This window comes from Arthrobacter sp. TB 23 (genome assembly GCF_000294595.1).
Lineage (GTDB): Bacteria > Actinomycetota > Actinomycetes > Actinomycetales > Micrococcaceae > Arthrobacter_D.
The window spans coordinates 17,777-37,876 of record NZ_ALPM01000054.1 but is presented as its reverse complement, the minus strand read 5'-3'; the positions used below and the strand labels follow the sequence as shown (position 1 = coordinate 37,876).

General features: G+C 64.5%; 19 protein-coding genes and 1 tRNA gene. 17 read left to right on the top strand and 3 right to left on the bottom strand.

The window, feature by feature from the left end:
* Positions 1-60: 60 nt before the first annotated feature.
* The 4 genes from ribH (at position 61) to hisF (ending at position 2,572) form a co-directional block, all read left to right on the top strand.
* Complete coding sequence (gene ribH / locus B384_RS0107090) at positions 61-540, top strand: 6,7-dimethyl-8-ribityllumazine synthase (protein WP_019482422.1); 480 nt, start codon at positions 61-63, stop codon at positions 538-540.
* A gap of 63 nt (positions 541-603) precedes the next feature.
* A complete protein-coding gene (locus B384_RS0107085; RefSeq protein ID WP_019482421.1) occupies positions 604-867 on the top strand; it encodes a phosphoribosyl-ATP diphosphatase in 264 nt (87 codons plus the stop codon).
* 81 nt (positions 868-948) lie between these two features.
* Entirely contained in the window at positions 949-1,791 is an 843-nt protein-coding gene (gene hisG, locus B384_RS0107080; protein ID WP_019482420.1) for an ATP phosphoribosyltransferase, read from the top strand.
* 10 nt (positions 1,792-1,801) lie between these two features.
* On the top strand, positions 1,802-2,572 hold the full coding sequence (gene hisF, locus B384_RS0107075; RefSeq protein WP_019482419.1) for an imidazole glycerol phosphate synthase subunit HisF: 771 nt from the start codon (positions 1,802-1,804) through the stop codon (positions 2,570-2,572).
* Between the two features lie 26 nt (positions 2,573-2,598).
* Here the strand turns inward: hisF and B384_RS0107070 are convergent, their stop codons facing one another.
* Positions 2,599-3,246 carry a TIGR03085 family metal-binding protein gene (locus B384_RS0107070; protein ID WP_026041021.1) on the bottom strand — a complete coding sequence of 216 codons (648 nt, stop codon included), beginning with the start codon at positions 3,244-3,246 and terminating at the stop codon, positions 2,599-2,601.
* Between the two features lie 120 nt (positions 3,247-3,366).
* Here B384_RS0107070 and hisI point away from each other — a divergent pair, with 120 nt between their 5' ends.
* The 12 genes from hisI (at position 3,367) to pyk (ending at position 18,492) form a co-directional block, all read left to right on the top strand.
* Complete coding sequence (gene hisI, locus B384_RS0107065; RefSeq protein ID WP_019482417.1) at positions 3,367-3,798, top strand: phosphoribosyl-AMP cyclohydrolase; 432 nt, start codon at positions 3,367-3,369, stop codon at positions 3,796-3,798.
* A gap of 16 nt (positions 3,799-3,814) precedes the next feature.
* Positions 3,815-5,386, top strand: coding sequence for an anthranilate synthase component I (locus B384_RS0107060; protein WP_019482416.1), 1,572 nt, complete (start codon positions 3,815-3,817; stop codon positions 5,384-5,386).
* The gene (locus tag B384_RS18105; protein WP_050994878.1) at positions 5,383-5,826 is read left to right on the top strand and encodes a Trp biosynthesis-associated membrane protein; all 444 of its coding nucleotides are present in this window, start codon (positions 5,383-5,385) and stop codon (positions 5,824-5,826) included. Before B384_RS0107060 ends, B384_RS18105 begins: the two co-directional genes overlap by 4 nt.
* Positions 5,820-6,032, top strand: coding sequence for a Trp biosynthesis-associated membrane protein (locus tag B384_RS21270; RefSeq protein ID WP_050994876.1), 213 nt, complete (start codon positions 5,820-5,822; stop codon positions 6,030-6,032). Before B384_RS18105 ends, B384_RS21270 begins: the two co-directional genes overlap by 7 nt.
* Positions 6,033-6,191: 159 nt before the next feature.
* On the top strand, positions 6,192-6,440 hold the full coding sequence (locus tag B384_RS0107050) for an HGxxPAAW family protein (protein WP_443110854.1): 249 nt from the start codon (positions 6,192-6,194) through the stop codon (positions 6,438-6,440).
* Positions 6,441-7,265, top strand: a complete 825-nt coding sequence (gene trpC / locus B384_RS0107045) for an indole-3-glycerol phosphate synthase TrpC (protein ID WP_019482414.1) — start codon at positions 6,441-6,443, stop codon at positions 7,263-7,265.
* A gap of 43 nt (positions 7,266-7,308) precedes the next feature.
* A complete protein-coding gene (trpB, locus tag B384_RS0107040) occupies positions 7,309-8,643 on the top strand; it encodes a tryptophan synthase subunit beta (RefSeq protein WP_019482413.1) in 1,335 nt (444 codons plus the stop codon).
* Positions 8,640-9,440 (top strand): tryptophan synthase subunit alpha, encoded by an 801-nt coding sequence (trpA, locus tag B384_RS0107035; protein ID WP_019482412.1) that lies wholly within the window; start codon positions 8,640-8,642, stop codon positions 9,438-9,440. The genes trpB and trpA overlap by 4 nt, the downstream gene beginning before the upstream one ends.
* Before the next feature lie 3 nt (positions 9,441-9,443).
* The gene (gene lgt, locus B384_RS0107030; protein ID WP_019482411.1) at positions 9,444-10,502 is read left to right on the top strand and encodes a prolipoprotein diacylglyceryl transferase; all 1,059 of its coding nucleotides are present in this window, start codon (positions 9,444-9,446) and stop codon (positions 10,500-10,502) included.
* A gap of 266 nt (positions 10,503-10,768) precedes the next feature.
* Complete coding sequence (gene gltB / locus B384_RS0107025; RefSeq protein WP_019482410.1) at positions 10,769-15,478, top strand: glutamate synthase large subunit; 4,710 nt, start codon at positions 10,769-10,771, stop codon at positions 15,476-15,478.
* Positions 15,471-16,928: a glutamate synthase subunit beta gene (locus B384_RS0107020; protein ID WP_019482409.1), complete on the top strand. Its 1,458-nt coding sequence runs from the start codon at positions 15,471-15,473 to the stop codon at positions 16,926-16,928. Before gltB ends, B384_RS0107020 begins: the two co-directional genes overlap by 8 nt.
* Positions 16,929-16,998: 70 nt before the next feature.
* A complete protein-coding gene (gene pyk / locus B384_RS0107015; RefSeq protein WP_019482408.1) occupies positions 16,999-18,492 on the top strand; it encodes a pyruvate kinase in 1,494 nt (497 codons plus the stop codon).
* A gap of 113 nt (positions 18,493-18,605) precedes the next feature.
* Here pyk and B384_RS0107010 read toward each other — a convergent pair whose 3' ends face one another.
* Positions 18,606-19,208, bottom strand: a complete 603-nt coding sequence (locus B384_RS0107010) for an ANTAR domain-containing response regulator (RefSeq protein WP_019482407.1) — start codon at positions 19,206-19,208, stop codon at positions 18,606-18,608.
* 146 nt (positions 19,209-19,354) lie between these two features.
* On the opposite strand from B384_RS0107010, the gene B384_RS0107005 reads away from it, so the two are divergent.
* Positions 19,355-19,436, top strand: a tRNA-Leu gene (locus tag B384_RS0107005).
* Positions 19,437-19,671: 235 nt separating this feature from the next.
* On the opposite strand, the gene B384_RS0107000 is transcribed toward B384_RS0107005, so the two are convergent.
* Complete coding sequence (locus B384_RS0107000) at positions 19,672-19,947, bottom strand: DUF4192 family protein (protein ID WP_019482406.1); 276 nt, start codon at positions 19,945-19,947, stop codon at positions 19,672-19,674.
* Positions 19,948-20,100: the final 153 nt, after the last annotated feature.

Here is a 20,100-nt window from a genome sequence, read left to right as displayed (position 1 = left end):
CGACCCCGATCATCAGACCCACCAGCCTCAACAGCCTCAACCCACCGAAAAGAGACCCTCATGAGCGGCCACGGCGCACCAACCATCGACCTCAGCCACCTGTCCGGACAGGGGCAGCTTCGCCTCGTCGTCGTCGCCGCCAGCTGGCACACGGAGATTATGGACGGATTGCTTGCCGGCGCGCTCCGGGCCGCCACGGATGCCGGAATCCAGCCCACCGTGGTCCGCGTCCCGGGCAGCTTCGAGTTGCCCGTTGCCGCCGCCCGGTTGGCACCGCACTTTGACGCGGTGGTGGCGCTGGGCGTCGTCATCCGCGGCGGCACCCCGCACTTCGACTATGTCTGCCAGGCCGCCACCTCAGGTCTCACCGATGTCAGCGTCCGGACCGGAAAGCCCGTTGGGTTCGGCGTTCTGACCTGCGACACCGAGGAGCAGGGGCTGGACCGGGCGGGGCTGCCCGGGTCCAGCGAGGACAAGGGCTACGAATCGGTCGCTGCCGCGCTGACCACCGCAGCAGTGCTCGATCCCTGGCAGGGGTAGAGCTTTGTCACACGGACCTTGCCGAATGAGGCTCAACGCCGCCAACCCAGTAACGTTGGCGTTGTGAAAAGCTTCGAAACACTCTTTGCTGAACTTAGCGCCAAGGCCGTAGCACGTCCGGACGGGTCGCGCACCATCGCCGAACTCGATTCCGGTGTTCACGGCATCGGCAAGAAGGTGGTTGAGGAAGCCGCCGAGGTGTGGATGGCCGCCGAATACGAGTCGGATGAGGCAGCCGCCGAGGAAATCTCCCAGCTGCTCTACCACCTACAGGTCCTGATGATCGCCAAGGGTCTGACCCTGGACGACGTGTACAAGCATCTATAGCCACCGTCCCACCACAGCTGTGAGTGCCCAGCTGTGAGTAACCAGCAGAACCTCCTCGAAAACTTCAGCGAAAGAACCCCTATGCTTCGTGTAGCAGTCCCCAACAAGGGCGCCCTGTCCGAATCCGCTTCCGCCATGCTCGCGGAGGCTGGTTACCGCCAGCGCCGCGACACCCGTGAACTGGTCCTTGAAGACCCGGACAACGGCGTCGAATTTTTCTTCCTCCGTCCCCGCGACATCGCGGTTTACGTGGGTTCCGGGACGCTCGACGTCGGGATCACCGGCCGCGATCTGTTCCTTGATGCCGACGTCGACGCCGAAGAGCGTCTGACGCTCGGCTTCGGTGCCTCGACCTTCCGGTTCGCCGGCCCGGTGGGCGACTTCACCGACGTCGGGCAGCTCGACGGCAAGCGGCTCGCCACCAGCTATGACGGACTGCTGCGCCGGTATCTCGCCGACCACGGCGTCAACGCCACGGTGGTACGGCTCGACGGCGCCGTCGAATCCTCGGTGCGCCTCGGTGTCGCCGACGCCATCGCCGACGTCGTCGAAACCGGCAACACGCTCAAGGCCGCTGGGATGGAAATCTTCGGCGACCCGATCCTGCGTAGCGAAGCCGTACTGATTGGGCGCAGCGGGGACACCCCGGCTGGGCTGGACGTGCTGATCCGGCGGCTGCAGGGTGTCCTGGTGGCACGGCAGTACGTGCTGATGGATTACGACATCCGCAAGGACCTGGTCGACGCAGCGGCAGCCCTCACACCCGGCCTTGAGTCGCCGACCGTGTCGCCGCTCCGCGACTCGGACTGGGTAGCCGTCCGGTCAATGGTGCTGCGCAACCAGACCAACCGCATCATGGACGAGCTGTACGAGCTCGGCGCCCGCGCCATCCTCGTCAGCACCATCCACGCCTGCAGGGTCTAGGGAGGCAGCCATGGGTGTAGCCATTCGCGTCATTCCGTGCCTCGACGTCGACGCCGGTCGCGTTGTCAAGGGCATCAACTTCGCCGATCTGCGTGACGCCGGTGACCCGGTGGAGCTCGCTCACCGGTACGATCGCGCCGGCGCCGACGAACTGACCTTCCTGGACGTCACCGCGTCCTCGGGCAACCGGGACACCACGTTCGACGTCGTCGCCCGCACCGCGGAGGAAGTCTTCATCCCGCTGACAGTCGGCGGGGGAGTCCGCGGGATTGCGGACGTCGACAAGCTGCTGCGGTTCGGGGCCGACAAGGCATCGATCAACACGGCAGCTGTCAGCCGGCCGGACGTCATCGACGAAATCTCCAGCCACTTCGGGTCGCAGGTTTTGGTGCTCTCGCTCGACGCGCGGCGCGTGCCTGGTGGCGGGACGCCGTCGGGCTTCGAAGTGACCACGCATGGGGGCCGTCAGGGCACCGGGATCGACGCCGTGCAGTGGGCCAGGGAAGCGGCCGACCGTGGGGTGGGCGAGATTCTGCTCAACTCGATCGACGCCGACGGCACCAAAGCCGGGTTCGACCTGGAGATGATCCGCGCGGTGCGTGCCGCCGTCAAGGTTCCGCTGATCGCCTCCGGTGGGGCCGGCTTGCCTGAGCACTTCCCGCCAGCAGTGCAGGCCGGGGCCGATGCGGTGCTCGCGGCGTCGGTGTTCCACTTCGGGCCCCTGGACGCCATTGCCCAGGTGAAGAAAGCCATCAGCGACGCGGGCTTCCCGGTCCGCTAGAGGGAGGGTTTCGCCAGAGGGAGGGTTCAGAGCCCCACTTCGGCGCTATCGAGTAGCGCGACGGCGTCGGGCTGGCCCTCGAACGTCACGAGGGCGTGGCGGGTGCGACCATGGGCGTGCATGAGCAGCTCCCCGGGATCGCCCTTGATGGCGACCGATACCGGTGCGCGCTTGGCCACGTGGCGTAAACCATCGGACCGAACCAGCACGATACCCAGATCCACGCCCCGGTACAGGATGGCGGCGCGTTTGATGAGTTCGTCCCAGAGGGCGTCTGAGTAATCCTCATCGAGGGCACGGGGCGCCCACCGGCTCCGCGCGCGGCGGACATCCTCGGTATGCACAAAGTATTCGATCAGGTTGGCGCTGGCATCGAGCGACTTTGAGCGCTTCATGGGCGAGTAAAAAGGGTGCCCGGCACGGAAATCCGCGACCAGCTTCTGATACCCGGCAGCCGACTCGGCTTTGGCGGACATCTTTCGCACTGATTTCTCGGATACGGCGGCCAGGGGCTTGATGATCATTGCAAGGCCGACAGCAGGTCGGTGTTCCCGCAGATATAAGTGGGCTGCCAACTCTTTGGTCTGCCAGCCAGCACACAACGTGGGCGAATGGGGCCCTGCTGCGAGAAGCGTTTCGGCCAAAACTTCGCGGGAAGGTTCTACATATTGCATCACTGCTGAAACTAGCACGATCCGCTGCTTTTTGGCACGAAGCACCGCCGGATTAGACGTTCCAATGGGCTACCAGCCACCGTCTCCTGGCTGCCAACCGGCGCGATAGAATTGACGACGATGCCAACACACACCGCCACCACGCCAACGCCTGATTCTTCCGAGGGGAAGACCCTCGATCCGGGGATCGCCGCGGCCCTCAAGCGCGACCCCGCCGGGCTGGTCGCCGCAGTGATCCAACAGTATGATTCGGGCGAAGTGCTGATGCTCGGCTGGATGGACGACGAAGCGGTCCATCGCACCCTCACCACGGGGCGGGTCACCTTCTTTTCCCGGTCCCGCAACACCTACTGGCGCAAGGGCGACACCTCCGGGCACATCCAGTGGGTCCAGTCCGCGGCCATAGACTGCGACGGCGACGCCCTCCTCATCCGGGTCGACCAGGTCGGCGCCGCCTGCCACACCGGCACCCGGACCTGTTTCGATGGCCGGGACCTCGACGTCGTCGTCGGCTCGGGCAGTTCCCCCCAAAACTTTCCCACCGCCAGCTGAAAGAGCACACACATTCATGCAGGAACTTGGAGTCATCAGCCCCAGCCTTGCCGAGTTCCGCGAGCTCGCCAAAGAGCGTCGGGTAGTACCCGTGCATCTGAAGGTGCTGGCGGACGCCCACACCCCGATTGCCATCTACCGCAAGCTTGCCAACGGCGAGCCCGGGACGTTCCTGATGGAATCGGCAGCTGTTGGGGGCGTGTGGTCGAGGTACTCCTTCATCGGCGCCCACTCCCGGGCGACGCTGACCAGTCTCGACGGGGAGGCACACTGGCTGGGGGAGCCGCCCGCGGGTGTTCCCACCTCAGGTAGCCCGGTTGAAGCCCTCCGCCAGACCATCGAGGCATTGCGTACCCGGCGGTTCGACAACCTGCCGCCGTTCACCTCGGGGCTGGTGGGGTTTATCGGCTGGGAATCGGTCCGGCACTGGGAGCGGCTGACCAGCCCTCCCGAGGACGACCTTTTCCTCCCCGAGCTGGCCATGTGCCTGGTGACCGACATGGCGGTGCACGATAACTCGGAGGGCGCCCTCACCCTGGTAGCCAATGCAATCAACTTCGACGGAACCAGCGACCGGGTGGACGAGGCGTGGCACGACGCCGTCCAGCGGATCCGTGCAATGCTCACCAAGCTGGGTGAAGCTGCCGAACAGCCGGTTTCGGTATTGCAGGACGGGTCGGTGGACACCGCCGAGCTGTTGTCCCGGGTCGACGAGCGATGGGACAAGCCCAAGTATCTCGCCGCAATCGAGCGGGGCAAGCGGGCCATTGTCGACGGCGACGTCTTCCAGGTGGTCATTTCACGCCGCTTCGAACTTGACTGCCAGGCATCACCCCTCGATGTCTACCGGGTGCTGCGCAACACCAATCCCAGCCCCTACATGTATCTGTTCAGCCTGGCTGACGCCGATGGCAGGGAATACTCGATTGTCGGGTCCTCCCCGGAGGCACTGGTCACAGTCACCGGCAACGATGTCATCACCCACCCCATCGCGGGATCCCGTCCGCGCGGCCAGACCCTCGAGGAGGACCGCGCCCTGGCCGATGAACTCCTTGCGGACGAAAAGGAACGCGCCGAACACCTGATGCTGGTGGACTTGGCACGCAACGACATCTCCAAGGTCTGTGTCCCCGGGTCAGTGGACGTCACCCAGTTCATGGAGGTGGAACGGTTCAGTCACATCATGCACCTGGTGTCGACCGTCGTCGGATCACTGGCACCCAGCAAAACCGCCTACGACGTCCTCGCCGCCACCTTCCCCGCCGGAACGCTCTCGGGTGCGCCCAAACCCCGGGCGCTGCGTCTGATCGACGAGGTTGAACCCCACCGCCGGGGCATCTACGGAGGGGTGGTGGGCTACCTCGACTTCGCCGGCGACATGGACCTGGCGATCGCCATCCGGTCCGCACTGCTCCGTGAGGGCCGCGCCTATGTGCAAGCCGGCGGCGGAATCGTTGCCGACTCGGTTCTCGAGGACGAGGCGCAGGAGACGGTCAACAAGGCGGCAGCCCCGCTGCGGGCCGCCCTGATCGCCTCAAGCCTCAGGACTGTCTCCGCAACTGACCTTCAGGAGGTGCCCCCCGCATGAGCACCAGTTCAGGAACACCCCACACCACCGGCCCGAACCACGGCAGCACGCAGGCAGCCCCGCGGGGCTGGCAGCGCAAGGGCACCGTAATTCTTGCCACGGTGCTCTTTTCGCTTATCGCATTCGCCAGCACCACCCAGACCTGGCTGACGGTGATCCTGCCGCAGGACGCCGTCCAGACCCCTGACCTGCAGATCCCCGGCAGCGACGCGGCCACCGCAGTCACCGCATTCGCGCTTGTCGCCCTGGCCGCAGCGCTGGCTGTTTCCATCGCCGGCCGCATCGCCCGGATTCTGGTGGTGGCGATCCTGTTTATCGCCGGTGTCGGCATTGTCTGGAACAGCCTGCTCGTGGTGGCGGATCCCACCGGTGCGGCGGNGCCCCCGCCATTGGGGAAGCAATCGGCGTCAGCACCGACAGCGACGCCGGACTCGTGCTGACCCTTTTCCCGTGGTTGGCGGCATTCGCCGGGCTGGGCCTGATCGGCGCCGCCGTCTGGATGCTCCTCGCCGGCCGCAGCTGGAACCGCTCCATGCGGTACGAGAAAGTAGCCGACGCCGATTCGCCAGCCCGGAAGACGACCGCCCACTCGGACGAGATCGACAGCTGGGACCAGCTGACCAAGGGAAAAGATCCCACCAGCTAAACGGGTGAGGGCAGACCGCGGTCGCCCTGAACTAATGGCAGAATGGACAGTAGACCAGTTTCAAGGAGAGTCACCATGGCCAAAGACGCCACAGCTAACGCATCCACCCGGACCGCTTCGACAGAGCACCCGGAGAACTCCAAGCAGAGCCACGCCTCGATGCATGACGAGACCATCGGGCATGGCAATAGCCCCGCCGCATGGACCTGCGTCCTGATCATGCTGGCAGGCGCCGCCGTCTCATCGTTCGCCTATGTTTTCGCCAGCACTGAAGGAAACTTCGACGCCGGCACGGTCCTGTTTTGGATTGGCATTGCAGTCATGGTGATCGGTCTCGCTGCCGGTTTCGTCATGAAGCGTGCAGGCTACGGCGTCGGCGGTTCGAAGCTGAAGGGCAAAGACGACTAGGTGAGCGTTCTCGACGACATCATTGCGGGCGTCCGTGAGGACCTCGCGCCGCGGGTTGCGGCGCGTCCGCTGGAGCACCTGCGCGACGACGCCGCGGCCGCCCCGGCACCCCGGGACGCCTACGCGGCCCTGAGCGGTGACGGCTCGGGGATCACCCTGATCGCGGAGGTGAAACGGCGCAGCCCCTCGAAGGGTGCGCTGGCGGACATTGCGGACCCGGCAGGACTGGCGGTCCGCTACGAAACCGGCGGGGCCGCCGTCGTGAGCGTCCTCACCGAACAACGCCGTTTTGGGGGGTCCCTCGCGGATCTCGACTCGGTGCGCGCCGCCGTCGACCTCCCCCTGCTGCGCAAGGACTTCACCGTTGACGAGTACCAAATCTGGGAGGCTCGTGCCCACGGAGCCGACCTGATCCTGCTGATCGTCGCGGCCCTCACCGATGAGGAACTTGCACGCTTCCTCGCTCTCACCCACGAGCTGGGGATGGACGCGCTGGTCGAAACCCATACGGACGTCGAGGTTGAACGGGCCGTTGCGGTGGGGGCCAAAATCATCGGGATCAACGTGCGCAACCTCAAGACGCTTGACATTGACCGGTCAGTCTTTGGGCCACTGGCCGGAGGAATCCCGGCGGGCACACTGATCGTCGCCGAGTCTGGCGTGCGGGACGTGGCCGACGTCGACCGGTTCGCCTCGGATGGGGCAGACGCCATCCTGGTTGGCGAGGCGCTGGTTCGCCACGACAACCCCGAAGACACCATCGCGGCGTTCCTCGACGCCGGCCGCAGCGCCCGACTGGCCGACCAGGACCAGCCGACCGCCTAACCACCGGTACGCAGCACACCACCACAACAGGACAGGCAAGCTCATGACCGATTCGCCACAGGCAGCCAACGCATCCACCGGGGTCACCACCGATACCGCCGACGCGTTCCTCGATCCGACGGCAAGCCTCCGCCACGCCCCAGGACCGTACTTCGGTGAGTACGGCGGCCGATGGATGCCCGAGTCCCTGATCGCTGCCCTGGATGAGCTGACCGACACCTTTGACAAGGCGAAGGCCGATCCCGAGTTCACCGCCCAGGTGGCCGAACTGAATCGCACCTATGCCGGCCGGCCGTCGCTGCTCACCGAGGCCAAGCGCTTCGCCGAGTATGCCGGGGGAGTCCGGATCTTCCTCAAGCGTGAAGACCTCAACCACACCGGATCCCACAAGATCAACAACGTGCTGGGTCAGGCTCTCCTCGCCAAGCGGATGGGTAAAACCCGGGTCATCGCCGAAACCGGTGCCGGTCAGCACGGTGTGGCCAGCGCCACCGCGGCGGCTTTGATGGGTCTCGAGTGCGTCGTCTACATGGGTGCCGAAGACTGCCGCCGTCAGGCGCTGAACGTTGCCCGGATGGAGCTGCTTGGCGCCACGGTGATCCCTGTGACCAGCGGGTCCCAGACGCTCAAGGACGCCATCAACGAGGCGTTGCGCGACTGGGTGGCCAACGTCGACACCACCCATTACCTCCTCGGCACCGCTGCCGGAGCGCACCCGTTCCCATCAATGGTGAGGTTCTTCCACGAAGTCATCGGTGAAGAAGCCCGCGAGCAGATGCTGGCGGAAACCGGCAAGCTGCCCGACGCCGTCTGCGCCTGCATCGGGGGCGGGTCCAACGCCATCGGCATGTTCCACGGGTTCCTGGACGACCCAGGGGTGGCCCTGTACGGCTTCGAGGCCGGCGGCGAGGGCGTCGAAACCGGCCGGCACGCCGCGACCATCACCCTCGGACGCCCGGGAGTGCTGCACGGCGCCCGCTCCTACCTGATGCAGGACGACGACGGCCAGACCATCGAGTCCCACTCCATCTCAGCCGGACTCGATTACCCTGGGGTGGGCCCCGAGCACGCGTACCTCGCCGACATTGGCCGGGTCAGCTACGAACCGATCACCGACGCCGAGGCCATGGACGCTTTCCGCGTGCTGTGCCGCAGCGAAGGAATCATCCCAGCCATCGAGACGGCCCACGCTCTGGCGGGTGCCATCAAGGTGGGCCAGCGGCTTGCCGCGGAGGGCGGGGATCCGTCCGAGAAGATTGTGCTGATCAACCTTTCAGGCCGGGGTGACAAGGACGTGGCTACCGCTGCCGAATACTTCGACCTGCTACCAGATGACAGCGCCGAAGCCGAAATCGGGAAAGACGGAGAACAGCTGTGACCACCCAGACCACGAGCAAAGCCGCCGCAGCGATAGACCGGGCACGCGACGCCGGACGCGCGGCCCTGATCGGCTACCTGCCTGCGGGCTTCCCCGACGTCCAGACCACCATTGATGCGGCGCTGGCAATGGCCAACAACGGCGTGGACCTGATCGAGATCGGCATCCCCTACTCCGACCCCGTCATGGACGGCCAGGTCATCCAGGACGCGACAGTGCAGGCCCTCAAGAACGGGTTCACCGTCGAGCGGATCTTCGACATTGTCGAGGGCATCACCTCCCAGACTGACGCGGCCGTGCTGGTCATGACCTACTGGAACCCGGTGATGCAGCTGGGTGTCCGCGAATTTGCCCGTCGCCTGCACGAAGCCGGTGGGGCGGGACTGATCACCCCCGACCTCATCCCTGATGAGGCCGGAGCGTGGATTGCAGCCTCCGACGAGTTCGGCCTGGACCGGATCTTCCTCGTGGCACCCTCAACCAGCCCCGAACGCATGGAGCGCACGGTCAAGGCGAGCCGCGGGTTCGTCTACGCCGTGTCGATCATGGGCATCACCGGCGCACGGACCGCAGTCAGCTCGGCGGCGCGCGCCGTCGTCGACGCCGCCCACGGCGCGGGTGCCGAACGCGCCTGCGTGGGCCTGGGAGTATCAACGGCCGCACAGGTCAAGGAAATCGCCGCCTATGCGGACGGGGTGATCGTGGGCACCGCCCTCGTTGCTGCCCTGCGCGACGGCGGCGTCGAGGCACTCTCGGAATTGACCAAGGATCTCAGTAGCGGAACGGGAAAGAGCTAACCCATGGGTATCGTGAGCACCATCGGGGCGCTTCCCCTCAGTATTCCGAGCCCGCCAGCCGAGTGGGCATCCTTCAGCCTTGGGCCGCTGACGCTCTACACCTACGCCCTATGCATCCTGGCCGGTATTGTTCTGGCACTGATGCTGACCGTTGCCCGCTGGAAGCGGTATGGCGGGAACCCTGACGTCATCTGGGACGTGGCCATCTGGGCCATCCCCTTCGGCATCCTTGGTGGACGGCTTTATCACGTGTTCTCCTCACCGGACGCCTACTTCGGACCGGATGGTGACCTCTCCCGCATCCCACGGATCTGGGAGGGCGGGCTGGGCATCTGGGGCGCCATCGCCCTGGGCGCCGTCGGTGCCTGGATCGGATGCCGCAGGTCGGGGGTCCGGCTCAGTGCGTTCGCGGACGCCGCCGCACCGGGAATCCTGCTGGCGCAGGCGGTCGGACGGTTGGGGAACTGGTTCAACCAGGAGCTCTTCGGCGCGCCCACCACGCTGCCCTGGGGCCTGGAAATCGACCCCGAGAATGCCAACTTCCCGGACGGCATGGCAGCCGACACGCTGTTCCACCCCACCTTCCTGTACGAAATGCTGTGGAATCTCGCAGGCGTCGCTCTCCTGCTGCTTCTTGACAAGCGCTTCGGCCTTCGCGGTGGCATGATGTTCTGGGCCTACGCCGCCTACTACACCGCCGGTCGGGTCTGGATCGAGGCCCTCAGGATTGACGACGCCGAACTGGTCACCTTCTTCGGCGTCACCCAGCGCCTCAATGTGTGGACCAGCATCCTGGTCCTGATCGGCGCGATCGCTGTCCTGATCTATCTTGGGGTCAAGCGTAAAAGCACCGGCACCCAGTCGCTCTACCTTCCCGGGCGGGAACCAGCGCCCACCGACGAAACAGACGCCGACGGTGGGATCCACTCCCACCAGGCGGACACAGAGGAAACGAATTCCACTACCCGTGGTAATCTCGTCGAAACAAACGGCAGCCAGGAAAACCTTCCCGAGACGGAAGCCACTCCTGACACGCCAAGGGAGAACGATTCCCGCTCCTAGCGTCCAGGGCCACCGCCCACCATGGACACCGCCACAGAGACGTGGCCCCGGCGCGCCGCAGACCACCCCTCGGGCGGAGTGCCGGTTATGGTCGGGCACACCAGTGCCCGTTTGTTCTGCAATCGTTGTCCCAGGAACCTCCGGAAAACGTCAGCCAAGCCATAGAATCTTGAATAAGTTCGTGTAGTGCGCAGCTCACGAAGCTGCAGACCTGGGGCCAAGGCCGTCCCCTCCCGACGCTCCATTCTGGGGGAAGGACTCTACCTATGAATGCTCCCATTTCCGGCAACTCCGCAGCCGGCAACTCCACAGCTGAGAACTCGGCGGCAAATGTATCGGCCGAGCACCAGCAGCACCCGTCAATCGTCGACGAGGTTGCCCCGCAGGCAACCGGCCCCGACGTCGCCAGTCCCGGCGTCGAGTCTCCCTTCGAGAGGTTCGCCAACATCCCCGAAGCCAAGGGACTGTATAACCCGGAGAACGAGAAGGACGCCTGCGGCCTTGCCGTGATCGCTACCCTCCGCGGCGAGCCCGGCCACGACATCGTCGACCATGCGTTGACCGCGCTCCGCAACCTGGAACACCGGGGTGCGGTAGGCGCCGACGAGGGAACGGGCGACGGCGCAGGCCTCCTCACCCAGGTGCCCGACGAGTTCTTCAGGGCCGTCGTCGACTTCGACCTCCCACCCGCCGGGCAGTACGCCGTCGGGACCGCTTTCCTCCCCGCCGCAGGCCGTGAGGAAGAAACCGCCCGTGCCGGGCTGGAAGCGATAGCCGAGTCCGAGGGACTCACCGTCCTCGGCTGGCGGGACGTGCCGATCCAGGCCGATCTGGTCGGCGCCATGGCCCGCGCCTGCATGCCCCATTTCGTGCAGCTCTTCCTGGCACCAGCCGGTGACACCGCAGACGCCGTCGATATTGATGCCCTGGCGTTCCGGGTCCGTAAGCGCGCCCAGAACAAGCTCGGCGTCTACTTCCCCTCCCTGTCCTCGAAGACCATGGTCTACAAGGGCATGCTGACCACGGCGCAGTTGGAACCGTTCTACCCCGACCTGTCCGACCCGCGGTTCAAGACCAAGCTGGGCATTGTCCACTCCCGGTTCTCCACCAACACCTTCCCGTCCTGGCCGCTGGCCCAGCCGTTCAGGACCATCGCCCACAACGGCGAGATCAACACGGTCAAGGGCAACCGGAACTGGATGCGCGCCCGCCAGTCGCAGCTCTCCCACAGCCTGCTCGGCGATGATCCGGAAGAGCTGTTCCCCATCTGCACGCCCGGGGCGTCGGATTCGGCGTCGTTCGATGAGGTCGCCGAACTGCTGATGCTCTCCGGCCGGCCCATCACCCACGCCATCATGATGATGATCCCGGAGGCGTGGGAAAACCACTCCACCATGGATCCGGCCCGCCGTGCGTTCTACCAGTACCACTCGATGCTGATGGAGCCGTGGGACGGCCCAGCCGCAGTGTCCTTCACAGACGGCACTCTCGTCGGCGCGGTCCTGGACCGCAACGGACTACGCCCCGCCCGCTACTGGGTGATGGAGGACGGGTTGGTGGTGCTCGCCTCAGAGGTGGGTGTCATCGACATCGAACCGTCCAAGGTGGTCCACAAGGGCAGGGTGTCCCCGGGCAAGATGTTCCTCGTCGACACCGAGGAAGGCCGCGTCATCGAGGACCAGGAGATCAAGGCCGAGATCGCCTCCGCCAACCCCTGGGGTGAATGGGTCAAAGACAACCTGCTGCACCTGAAGGACCTCCCCGAACGGGAGCACGTCCTGCACACCAAGGCGTCCATCAACCGGCGCCAGCGCACCTTCGGCTATACGCAGGAAGAACTACGCATCCTGATCGGCCCAATGGCGAAGGCCGGCGCGGAACCGCTGGGCGCCATGGGATCCGACACCCCGGTGGCAGTGCTGTCCAAACGCCCCCGGCTGCTCTTCGACTACTTTGTGCAGTCCTTCGCCCAGGTCACCAACCCGCCGCTGGACTCCATCCGTGAGGAACTGGTGACCTCATTGCGGGCCTCCATCGGCCCGAACGGCAACCTGCTCTCCACCAAACAGGTGCACTCCCGCCAGGTGGGGCTCAGCTTTCCGGTCATCAACAACGACGAGCTGGCGAAGATCGCCAATCTCTCCAACGACGACGGCGAACGCATCGCCATGAAGGTGCGCGGCCTGTACCGGCCCGACGGCGGGGAAGCCTCCCTGCGGGCGCGGCTCACCGAGATCTGTGAGCAGGTCTCCAGCGCCATCAACCGGGGCATCCAGTACGTGGTGCTCTCGGACCGTGACTCGAACGCGCAGTGGGCGCCGATCCCGTCGCTGCTGCTCACCAGCGCTGTCCACCATCACCTCCTGAAGAGCGCAAACCGGACCAAGACCTCCCTCGTGGTCGAAGCCGGCGATGTGCGCGAAGTACATCACGTGGCAGCGCTGATCGGCTACGGGTCTTCAGCGATCAACCCGTACCTGGCGATGGAGAGCTGTGAGGAGCTGGTTCGCAACGGTGACGTCACCGGCGTCACCGCCGAGCAGGCCGTCGCGAACCTGATCAAGGGGCTCGGCAAGGGCGTCCTGAAGATCATGTCCAAGATGGGCATCTCCACCGTGGGTTCCTACTGCGGCGCGCAGACGTTCGAAGCGCTGGGCCTCGGTCAGGAACTGGTCGACGAATACTTCCACGGCACCCAGACGCAACTCGGCGGCGTCGGCCTGGACGTGCTGGCGGCCGAAACGGCTGCCCGGCATGCCAGCGCGTACCCCGAGGATGGCATCGACGATCCGCACCAGAGCCTGGACAATGGCGGCGAATACCAGTGGCGCCGCGACGGCCCACCGCATCTGTTCAACCCCGAAACAGTGTTCCGGCTGCAGCATGCCACCCGGGAGCGGCGCTACGACATCTTCAAGGCGTACACCCGCGGCGTCGATGACCAGTCCAAGGAACTGATGACCCTGCGTGGGCTCCTCCAGTTCAAGGAGGGGGTGCGCGAACCGATCTCCATCGACGAGGTGGAACCGGTCTCCAGCATCGTCAAACGATTCTCCACCGGTGCCATGAGCTACGGGTCCATCTCCCAGGAAGCCCACGAGACGCTGGCCATCGCCATGAACCGGTTGGGCGGCAAGTCCAACACCGGTGAAGGCGGCGAAGATGTTGACCGGTTGCTCGATCCGGAGCGTCGTTCTGCCATCAAGCAGGTTGCCTCGGGCCGGTTCGGTGTCACCAGCCTCTACCTGACCAACGCCCAGGACATCCAGATCAAAATGGCGCAGGGTGCCAAGCCCGGCGAGGGCGGTCAGCTGATGAGCCAGAAGGTCTACCCCTGGGTAGCCCGGACCCGGCACTCAACCCCGGGGGTGGCGTTGATTTCGCCACCGCCGCACCACGACATCTACTCGATCGAGGATCTTGCCCAGCTGATCTACGACCTCAAGCGGTCCAATCCATCGGCCCGGGTGCACGTCAAGCTGGTCTCCGAAGTGGGGATCGGCACCGTCGCGGCGGGCGTGACCAAGGCCAAGGCCGACGTCGTCCTCATCTCCGGGCACGACGGCGGCACCGGTGCCAGCCCACTGAACTCCCTCAAGCACGCTGGAGTTCCGTGGGAGTTGGGCCTCGCGGAAACGCAGCAGACCCTGATGCTCAACGGGCTTCGCGACCGCGTGGTGGTCCAGGTGGACGGTCAGCTGAAGACCGGGCGCGACGTCGTCATCGCAGCCCTGTTGGGGGGCGAGGAGTTCGGTTTCGCCACCGCCCCGCTGGTTGTCTCCGGCTGCATCATGATGCGCGTCTGCCACCTGGACACGTGTCCTGTGGGCGTGGCCACCCAGAACCCCGAACTGCGGTCCCGGTTCACCGGCAAGCCGGAGTTTGTGGTCAACTTCTTCGAGTTCCTCGCCGAGGAGGTCAGGGAAATCCTCGCCAGCCTGGGCTTCAGGAGCATTGAAGAGGCGATCGGCCACAGCGAATCTCTCGATGCCCGCAAGGCCATCAACCACTGGAAAGCCGATGGGCTGGATCTGGATCCGATCCTGCGCGGCAACGAGTTCGGCGACGACGCTCCGATGCGCAATATGACCACCCAGAACCACGAGCTGGATCAGCACTTCGACCGGAAGCTCATCGAGATGAGCGCGGACGCACTGGAGAACCGTGCGCCGGTGAAGATCTCGGTTGACGTGGTCAACACCGACCGGTCGGTGGGCACCATGCTGGGACACGAGGTGACCCGACGGTTCGGTATCGAGACGCTGGCCACCGACACCATCGACGTGACGCTCAACGGGCAGGCCGGCCAATCGCTGGGAGCATTCCTGCCAGCGGGGATCACGCTGCGGTTGTTCGGCGACTCGAATGACTACGTGGGTAAGGGCCTCTCCGGCGGCCGGGTGATTGTTCGGCCCGACCGCTCCAACGTGTTCGCAGCCGACCGCAACGTGATCGCCGGCAACGTGATCGGCTACGGGGCAACCAGCGGCGAAATCTTCCTCAGAGGGCAGGTAGGGGAGCGCTTCCTGGTGCGCAACTCGGGTGCCACGGCGGTTGTCGAAGGAATCGGCGACCACGGGTGCGAGTACATGACCGGCGGGCAGACCCTGATCCTCGGTCGGACCGGCCGCAACTTCGGGGCCGGGATGTCCGGTGGTACCGCCTACGTGCTGGACCTGAACCGGCGGCGCATGAACATCCAGAGCCTTGAGAACGGCGAACTTCAACTCGTAGATCTCGACGCCGAGGATATCGAAATAGTGCGTCAGCTGATGATCAAGCATGTGGAAGAGACCGAATCGAACCTCGCAACGCACCTGCTGGAGAATTTCGATGACACGATCGCCCGACTGACCAAGGTGCTGCCGCGTGACTACGCAGCGGTCCTTGACGCGCGGGCGGCGGCCATCGAAGATGGGCTCGATCCCGACGGTGAAGAAGCTTGGACCCGAATCTTGGAGGTAACCGGTGGGTGATCCACGCGGATTCATGAAGGTACGCGAACGCCAGACCCAACCCCGCAGGCCTGTGCCAGTGCGAATTATGGACTGGAAAGAGGTTTATGAGGCGCAGGAAAAGGGTGTCCTCAAAGCCCAGGCCGGACGGTGCATGGACTGCGGTATCCCGTTCTGCCATCAGGGCTGCCCGCTGGGCAACCTGATCCCGGAATGGAATGACCTCACGTACCGTGACAAAGGCAGGGAAGCGATTGAGCGGCTGCACGCCACCAACAACTTCCCCGAGTTCACCGGCCGGCTGTGTCCGGCCCCGTGTGAGGCGTCCTGCGTGCTCGGAATCAACCAGCCGCCTGTGACGATCAAGCAGGTGGAGGTGTCAATCATCGACGAGGCCTTCGCCGAGGGCTGGGTCGAGGCACACCCACCGGAGCGGCTCACCGACCGGACCATCGCCGTCGTCGGCTCAGGCCCGGCTGGCCTTGCCGTGGCGCAACAGCTGACCCGGACCGGTCACACGGTCGCGGTCTACGAGCGTGACGACAAGATCGGTGGACTCCTGCGCTACGGGATCCCCGACTTCAAAATGGAAAAGCACCATCTGGAACGGCGCCTTGAGCAGATGCGCGCCGAGGGCACCCGGTTCAGGACCGGTGTCGAGGTGGGCCGGGACATCAGTTGGGACCAGCTGCGGCGCCGCTACGACGCCGTCGTGGTGGCCACCGGTGCCACCATCCCGCGTGACCTGCCCATCCCTGGCAGGGAACTTGAGGGCGTCCACTTCGCGATGGACTACCTGGTGCAGGCCAATCGGGTGAGCGCAGGCGGTGTCGTCGAACAGCAGATCGACGCCGAAGGAAAGCACGTGGTCATCCTCGGTGGCGGTGACACCGGTGCGGATTGCCTGGGCACCGCGCACCGTCAGCGCGCAGCATCGGTGACGACGCTGGCAATCGGTCAACAGCCTCCGGCGGACCGCGCCGCGCACCAGCCGTGGCCAACGTTCCCGACCCTGTTCGAGGTTGCCAGCGCGCATGAAGAAGGTGGCGAGCGGACCTACCTCGCGTCCACCGTCGAATTTGTCGGCGAGAACGGCAAGCTGACGGCTATTCGCGTTGCCGAGACGGAGTTCGTGGAGGGACGCCGGGTGCCGAAGGCTGGCACCGAACGAAACATCCCGGCGGACCTGGTGTTCCTGTCACTCGGATTCACCGGACCCGAACCGGCCGGTATCACCGAGCAGGTGCAGGCCGAGTTCGACGAACACGGCAATATTGGCCGGGACGGTTACTACATGACCAACACTCCCGGGATTTTCGCGGCGGGCGATGCCGGCCGCGGACAGTCATTGATCGTCTGGGCCATCGCGGAGGGGCGCGCCTGCGCCGCGGCAGTGGATCAGTGGCTGATGGGGAAGACCAAACTGCCGGCACCGGTGGCTCCCACCGACCGAGCCATGGCAGTGCTCTGAGTGTACGAAGTCGCGAGCAGGCCGCCGCGCACCCAACATCACCTACTACAAGACGACTAGGCTAGGTTTCATGAGACGCGCAAAAATTGTTGCAACATTCGGCCCCGCAATCGCGAGCTATGAGAACACGGTGGCGGTGTTGAAAGCCGGTGTTGACGTTGCCCGGATGAACATGAGCCACGGCGATCACACGGTGCACAACCAGACCTACGAGTATGTGCGGCAGGCCTCGGAAGAGCTGGGCCGTCCGGTGGCGATCTTCGCTGACCTCCAGGGGCCGAAGATCCGCCTTGGTCGATTTGTTGATGGCCCGCATGTACTCGCTCCCGGCGACACCTTCACCATCACCACCGAGGACGTCGAGGGCACGCAGGACATCTGCTCCACCACCCACCTCGGCCTGCCCAACGACGTCAATGTGGGCGACACCCTGCTCATCGACGACGGCAAGGTTGCCATGCGCGCAACTGAGGTCGACGGCACGAAGGTTGTTGCTGTCGTCACCGTCGGCGGCGCTGTATCAAACAACAAGGGCATCAACCTTCCCGGTGTCGCGGTGAGTGTGCCTGCGATGAGCGACAAGGATGAGTCCGACCTGCGGTGGGCCATCCAGCGTGGCGTCGACATGGTGGCACTGTCTTTTGTCCGGAACGCGTCCGACGTCGTCCGCGTCCACGAGATCATGGATGAGGAGGGCCGCCGGGTCCCGGTCATTGCGAAGATCGAAAAGCCTCAGGCGGTGGACGCCATCGAAGAGATCATTGACGCGTTTGACGCCATCATGGTGGCCCGTGGCGACCTGGGCGTGGAGCTGCCCCTCGAAGAGGTACCGATTGTGCAGAAGCGGGCCATCGAGCTCGCCCGTCGTTGGGCCAAACCGGTAATCGTGGCCACCCAGGTGCTCGAGTCAATGATTGACAACCCGCGGCCCACGCGCGCTGAGGCGTCTGACTGCGCCAACGCAGTACTCGACGGAGCCGACGCCGTCATGCTCTCGGGCGAAACCAGTGTGGGCAAGTACCCCATGGAGACCGTCCAGACGATGGCGAACATCATCGAGTCGACCGAGAAGCACGGTCTGGACCGGGTACCTCCACTGGGTAGCAAGCCCAAAACCCGTGGCGGTGCGATTACCCGTGCGGCGGTGGAGATCGCCGACCAGCTGGACGCGAAGTACATCTGTACCTTTACCCAATCGGGTGACTCGGCACGTCGCTTGTCGCGCCTGCGGCCCACCAAGCCGGTATTCGCTTTCACCCCGGTTCAATCAACGCTGAACTCAATGGCGATGATCTGGGGTATCCAGCCGATGCTCGTGGAGTTCGTTGAGCACACCGACCAGATGACCGCCCAGGTGGATCGGGTGCTGTTGGAGCAGGGCCTCGTGGAGCCGAATGACCTGGTGGTCATTGCTGCCGGGTCGCCTCCGGGGCAGGCAGGCTCGACCAACTCCATCAAGGTGCATAAGGTCGGCGACATTGCGGACGCCGGACAGCTCCCTAACGGATACACTCCGAACAAGGAGAAGGTCGGTCCGTGGCCGGTCAAGAACAAGCTCAAATAGGCCTGTAGGTAAGTCAGCAGGCACAAACCGGCTGCCGCGGCACAGATAGGTGCTGCGGCAGCCGGGTTTTTGTGTCTATGCAGCTTTCTGCCGCCGGGGGCGCTGCTAAGTGTTTAGTTGACCTGGTTGATGATGGTTTCGGCGACCTCGCGCATGCTGAGGCGACGGTCCATCGAGGTCTTCTGGATCCAGCGGAAAGCCTCAGGCTCGGTGAGGCCCATCTTGGTGGTGAGCAGGCTCTTGGCGCGTTCCACGAGCTTGCGGGTGGCAAACTGTTCCTGCAGGTCCGAGACCTCATTTTCCAGTGCCTTGATCTCTTCGTGGCGGGAGAGGGCAATCTCGATGGCCGGGATCAGATCGGCTGGCGTGAACGGCTTGACCACGTAGGCCATGGCACCGGCGTCGCGTGCCCGCTCAACCAATTCCTTTTGACTGAAGGCGGTCAGGAGAACGACGGGCGCGATGCGCGCCTTGACGATCTGTTCGGCTGCAGTGATGCCATCCATGACAGGCATCTTCACGTCCATCAGCACCAGATCGGGCTTGTGCTCCTTGGCCAGTTGGACGGCCTTTTCGCCGTTATCGGCTTCGGCGACGACGTCGTATCCTTCGCCACGGAGGATCTCCACGATGTCCAGACGGATGAGAGTTTCATCTTCGGCAACAATCACGCGCCGCGCAACACCCGAGACGGTCGACTCGTTGGATTCAGACACAGGAGGCTCCTTGTTCAATCAATCAGATTTGCCCGGCAGGGCAGTGCCTTACCGGTTCACTAAAACAGCCTATCGGCATGTAGAGTAGTTTCGCGCACCGACGAAGACTTGAGTAGTTCATTTCATATCAGTCAGGGCGCATGTTGGCCCGAATGGCGGAATTGGCAGACGCGCTGCACTCAAAATGCAGTATCGAAAGATGTGTGGGTTCAAGTCCCACTTCGGGCACAGTGTTTCCCCTAGTCAGAGGCTGTTTTGGCCTCTGACTGTGCACAAACCGGCTCAGATGGTGAACAGGTTGTGCCTGTTTCGGTGGGTGGGTTGCAGTCTTGCTGTGGCGGGCTATCTCCTTTCTCTTCGTAAGCCCTTGGTGAGCTTTCTTACTACTTCATGGGGAAGTGGTGGTCTAGGTACATGACTTCTGTGAGAGTTTTTTCGAAGCCAGTTTCTCGGGGCGAGTCTCTCAGACGAAGCGGCAATCCACGGGTCCGGTCCCACCGTCGTGCGTGTCGACGGCGAAGAGCGCACCTTCGGCGCTGGTGTCGTGGCCGAGGTAGCCTGCGACCATCTTTGCGTAGCTGATTTCGGTGTTTGGCTTCGGCAGGTGGACGCGGAGGGTTGGTCCTACGTGGTTATGGGCGGGGGTGATGCAGATGAGGCTTTCCTGTGGCCAAAACCCCAGGGTGTGGCCAACGAAACTGAGGACGTCGGCTGGTGTTTTGATGTTTAGCGGTTCCATGTTCTTTCTCCTTCAGTGACTGGCTGGCACCGGGCTTGTCTGTCAGATTTGTGCGTCGTTCTGATGGTGGAATCACTGCTGGGTTTGAGGGGCCGGAGTGCAACTTGGGGAACCGGGAGTGAGCCGAAATTTCGTGAGGAAGTAAGCGACGGA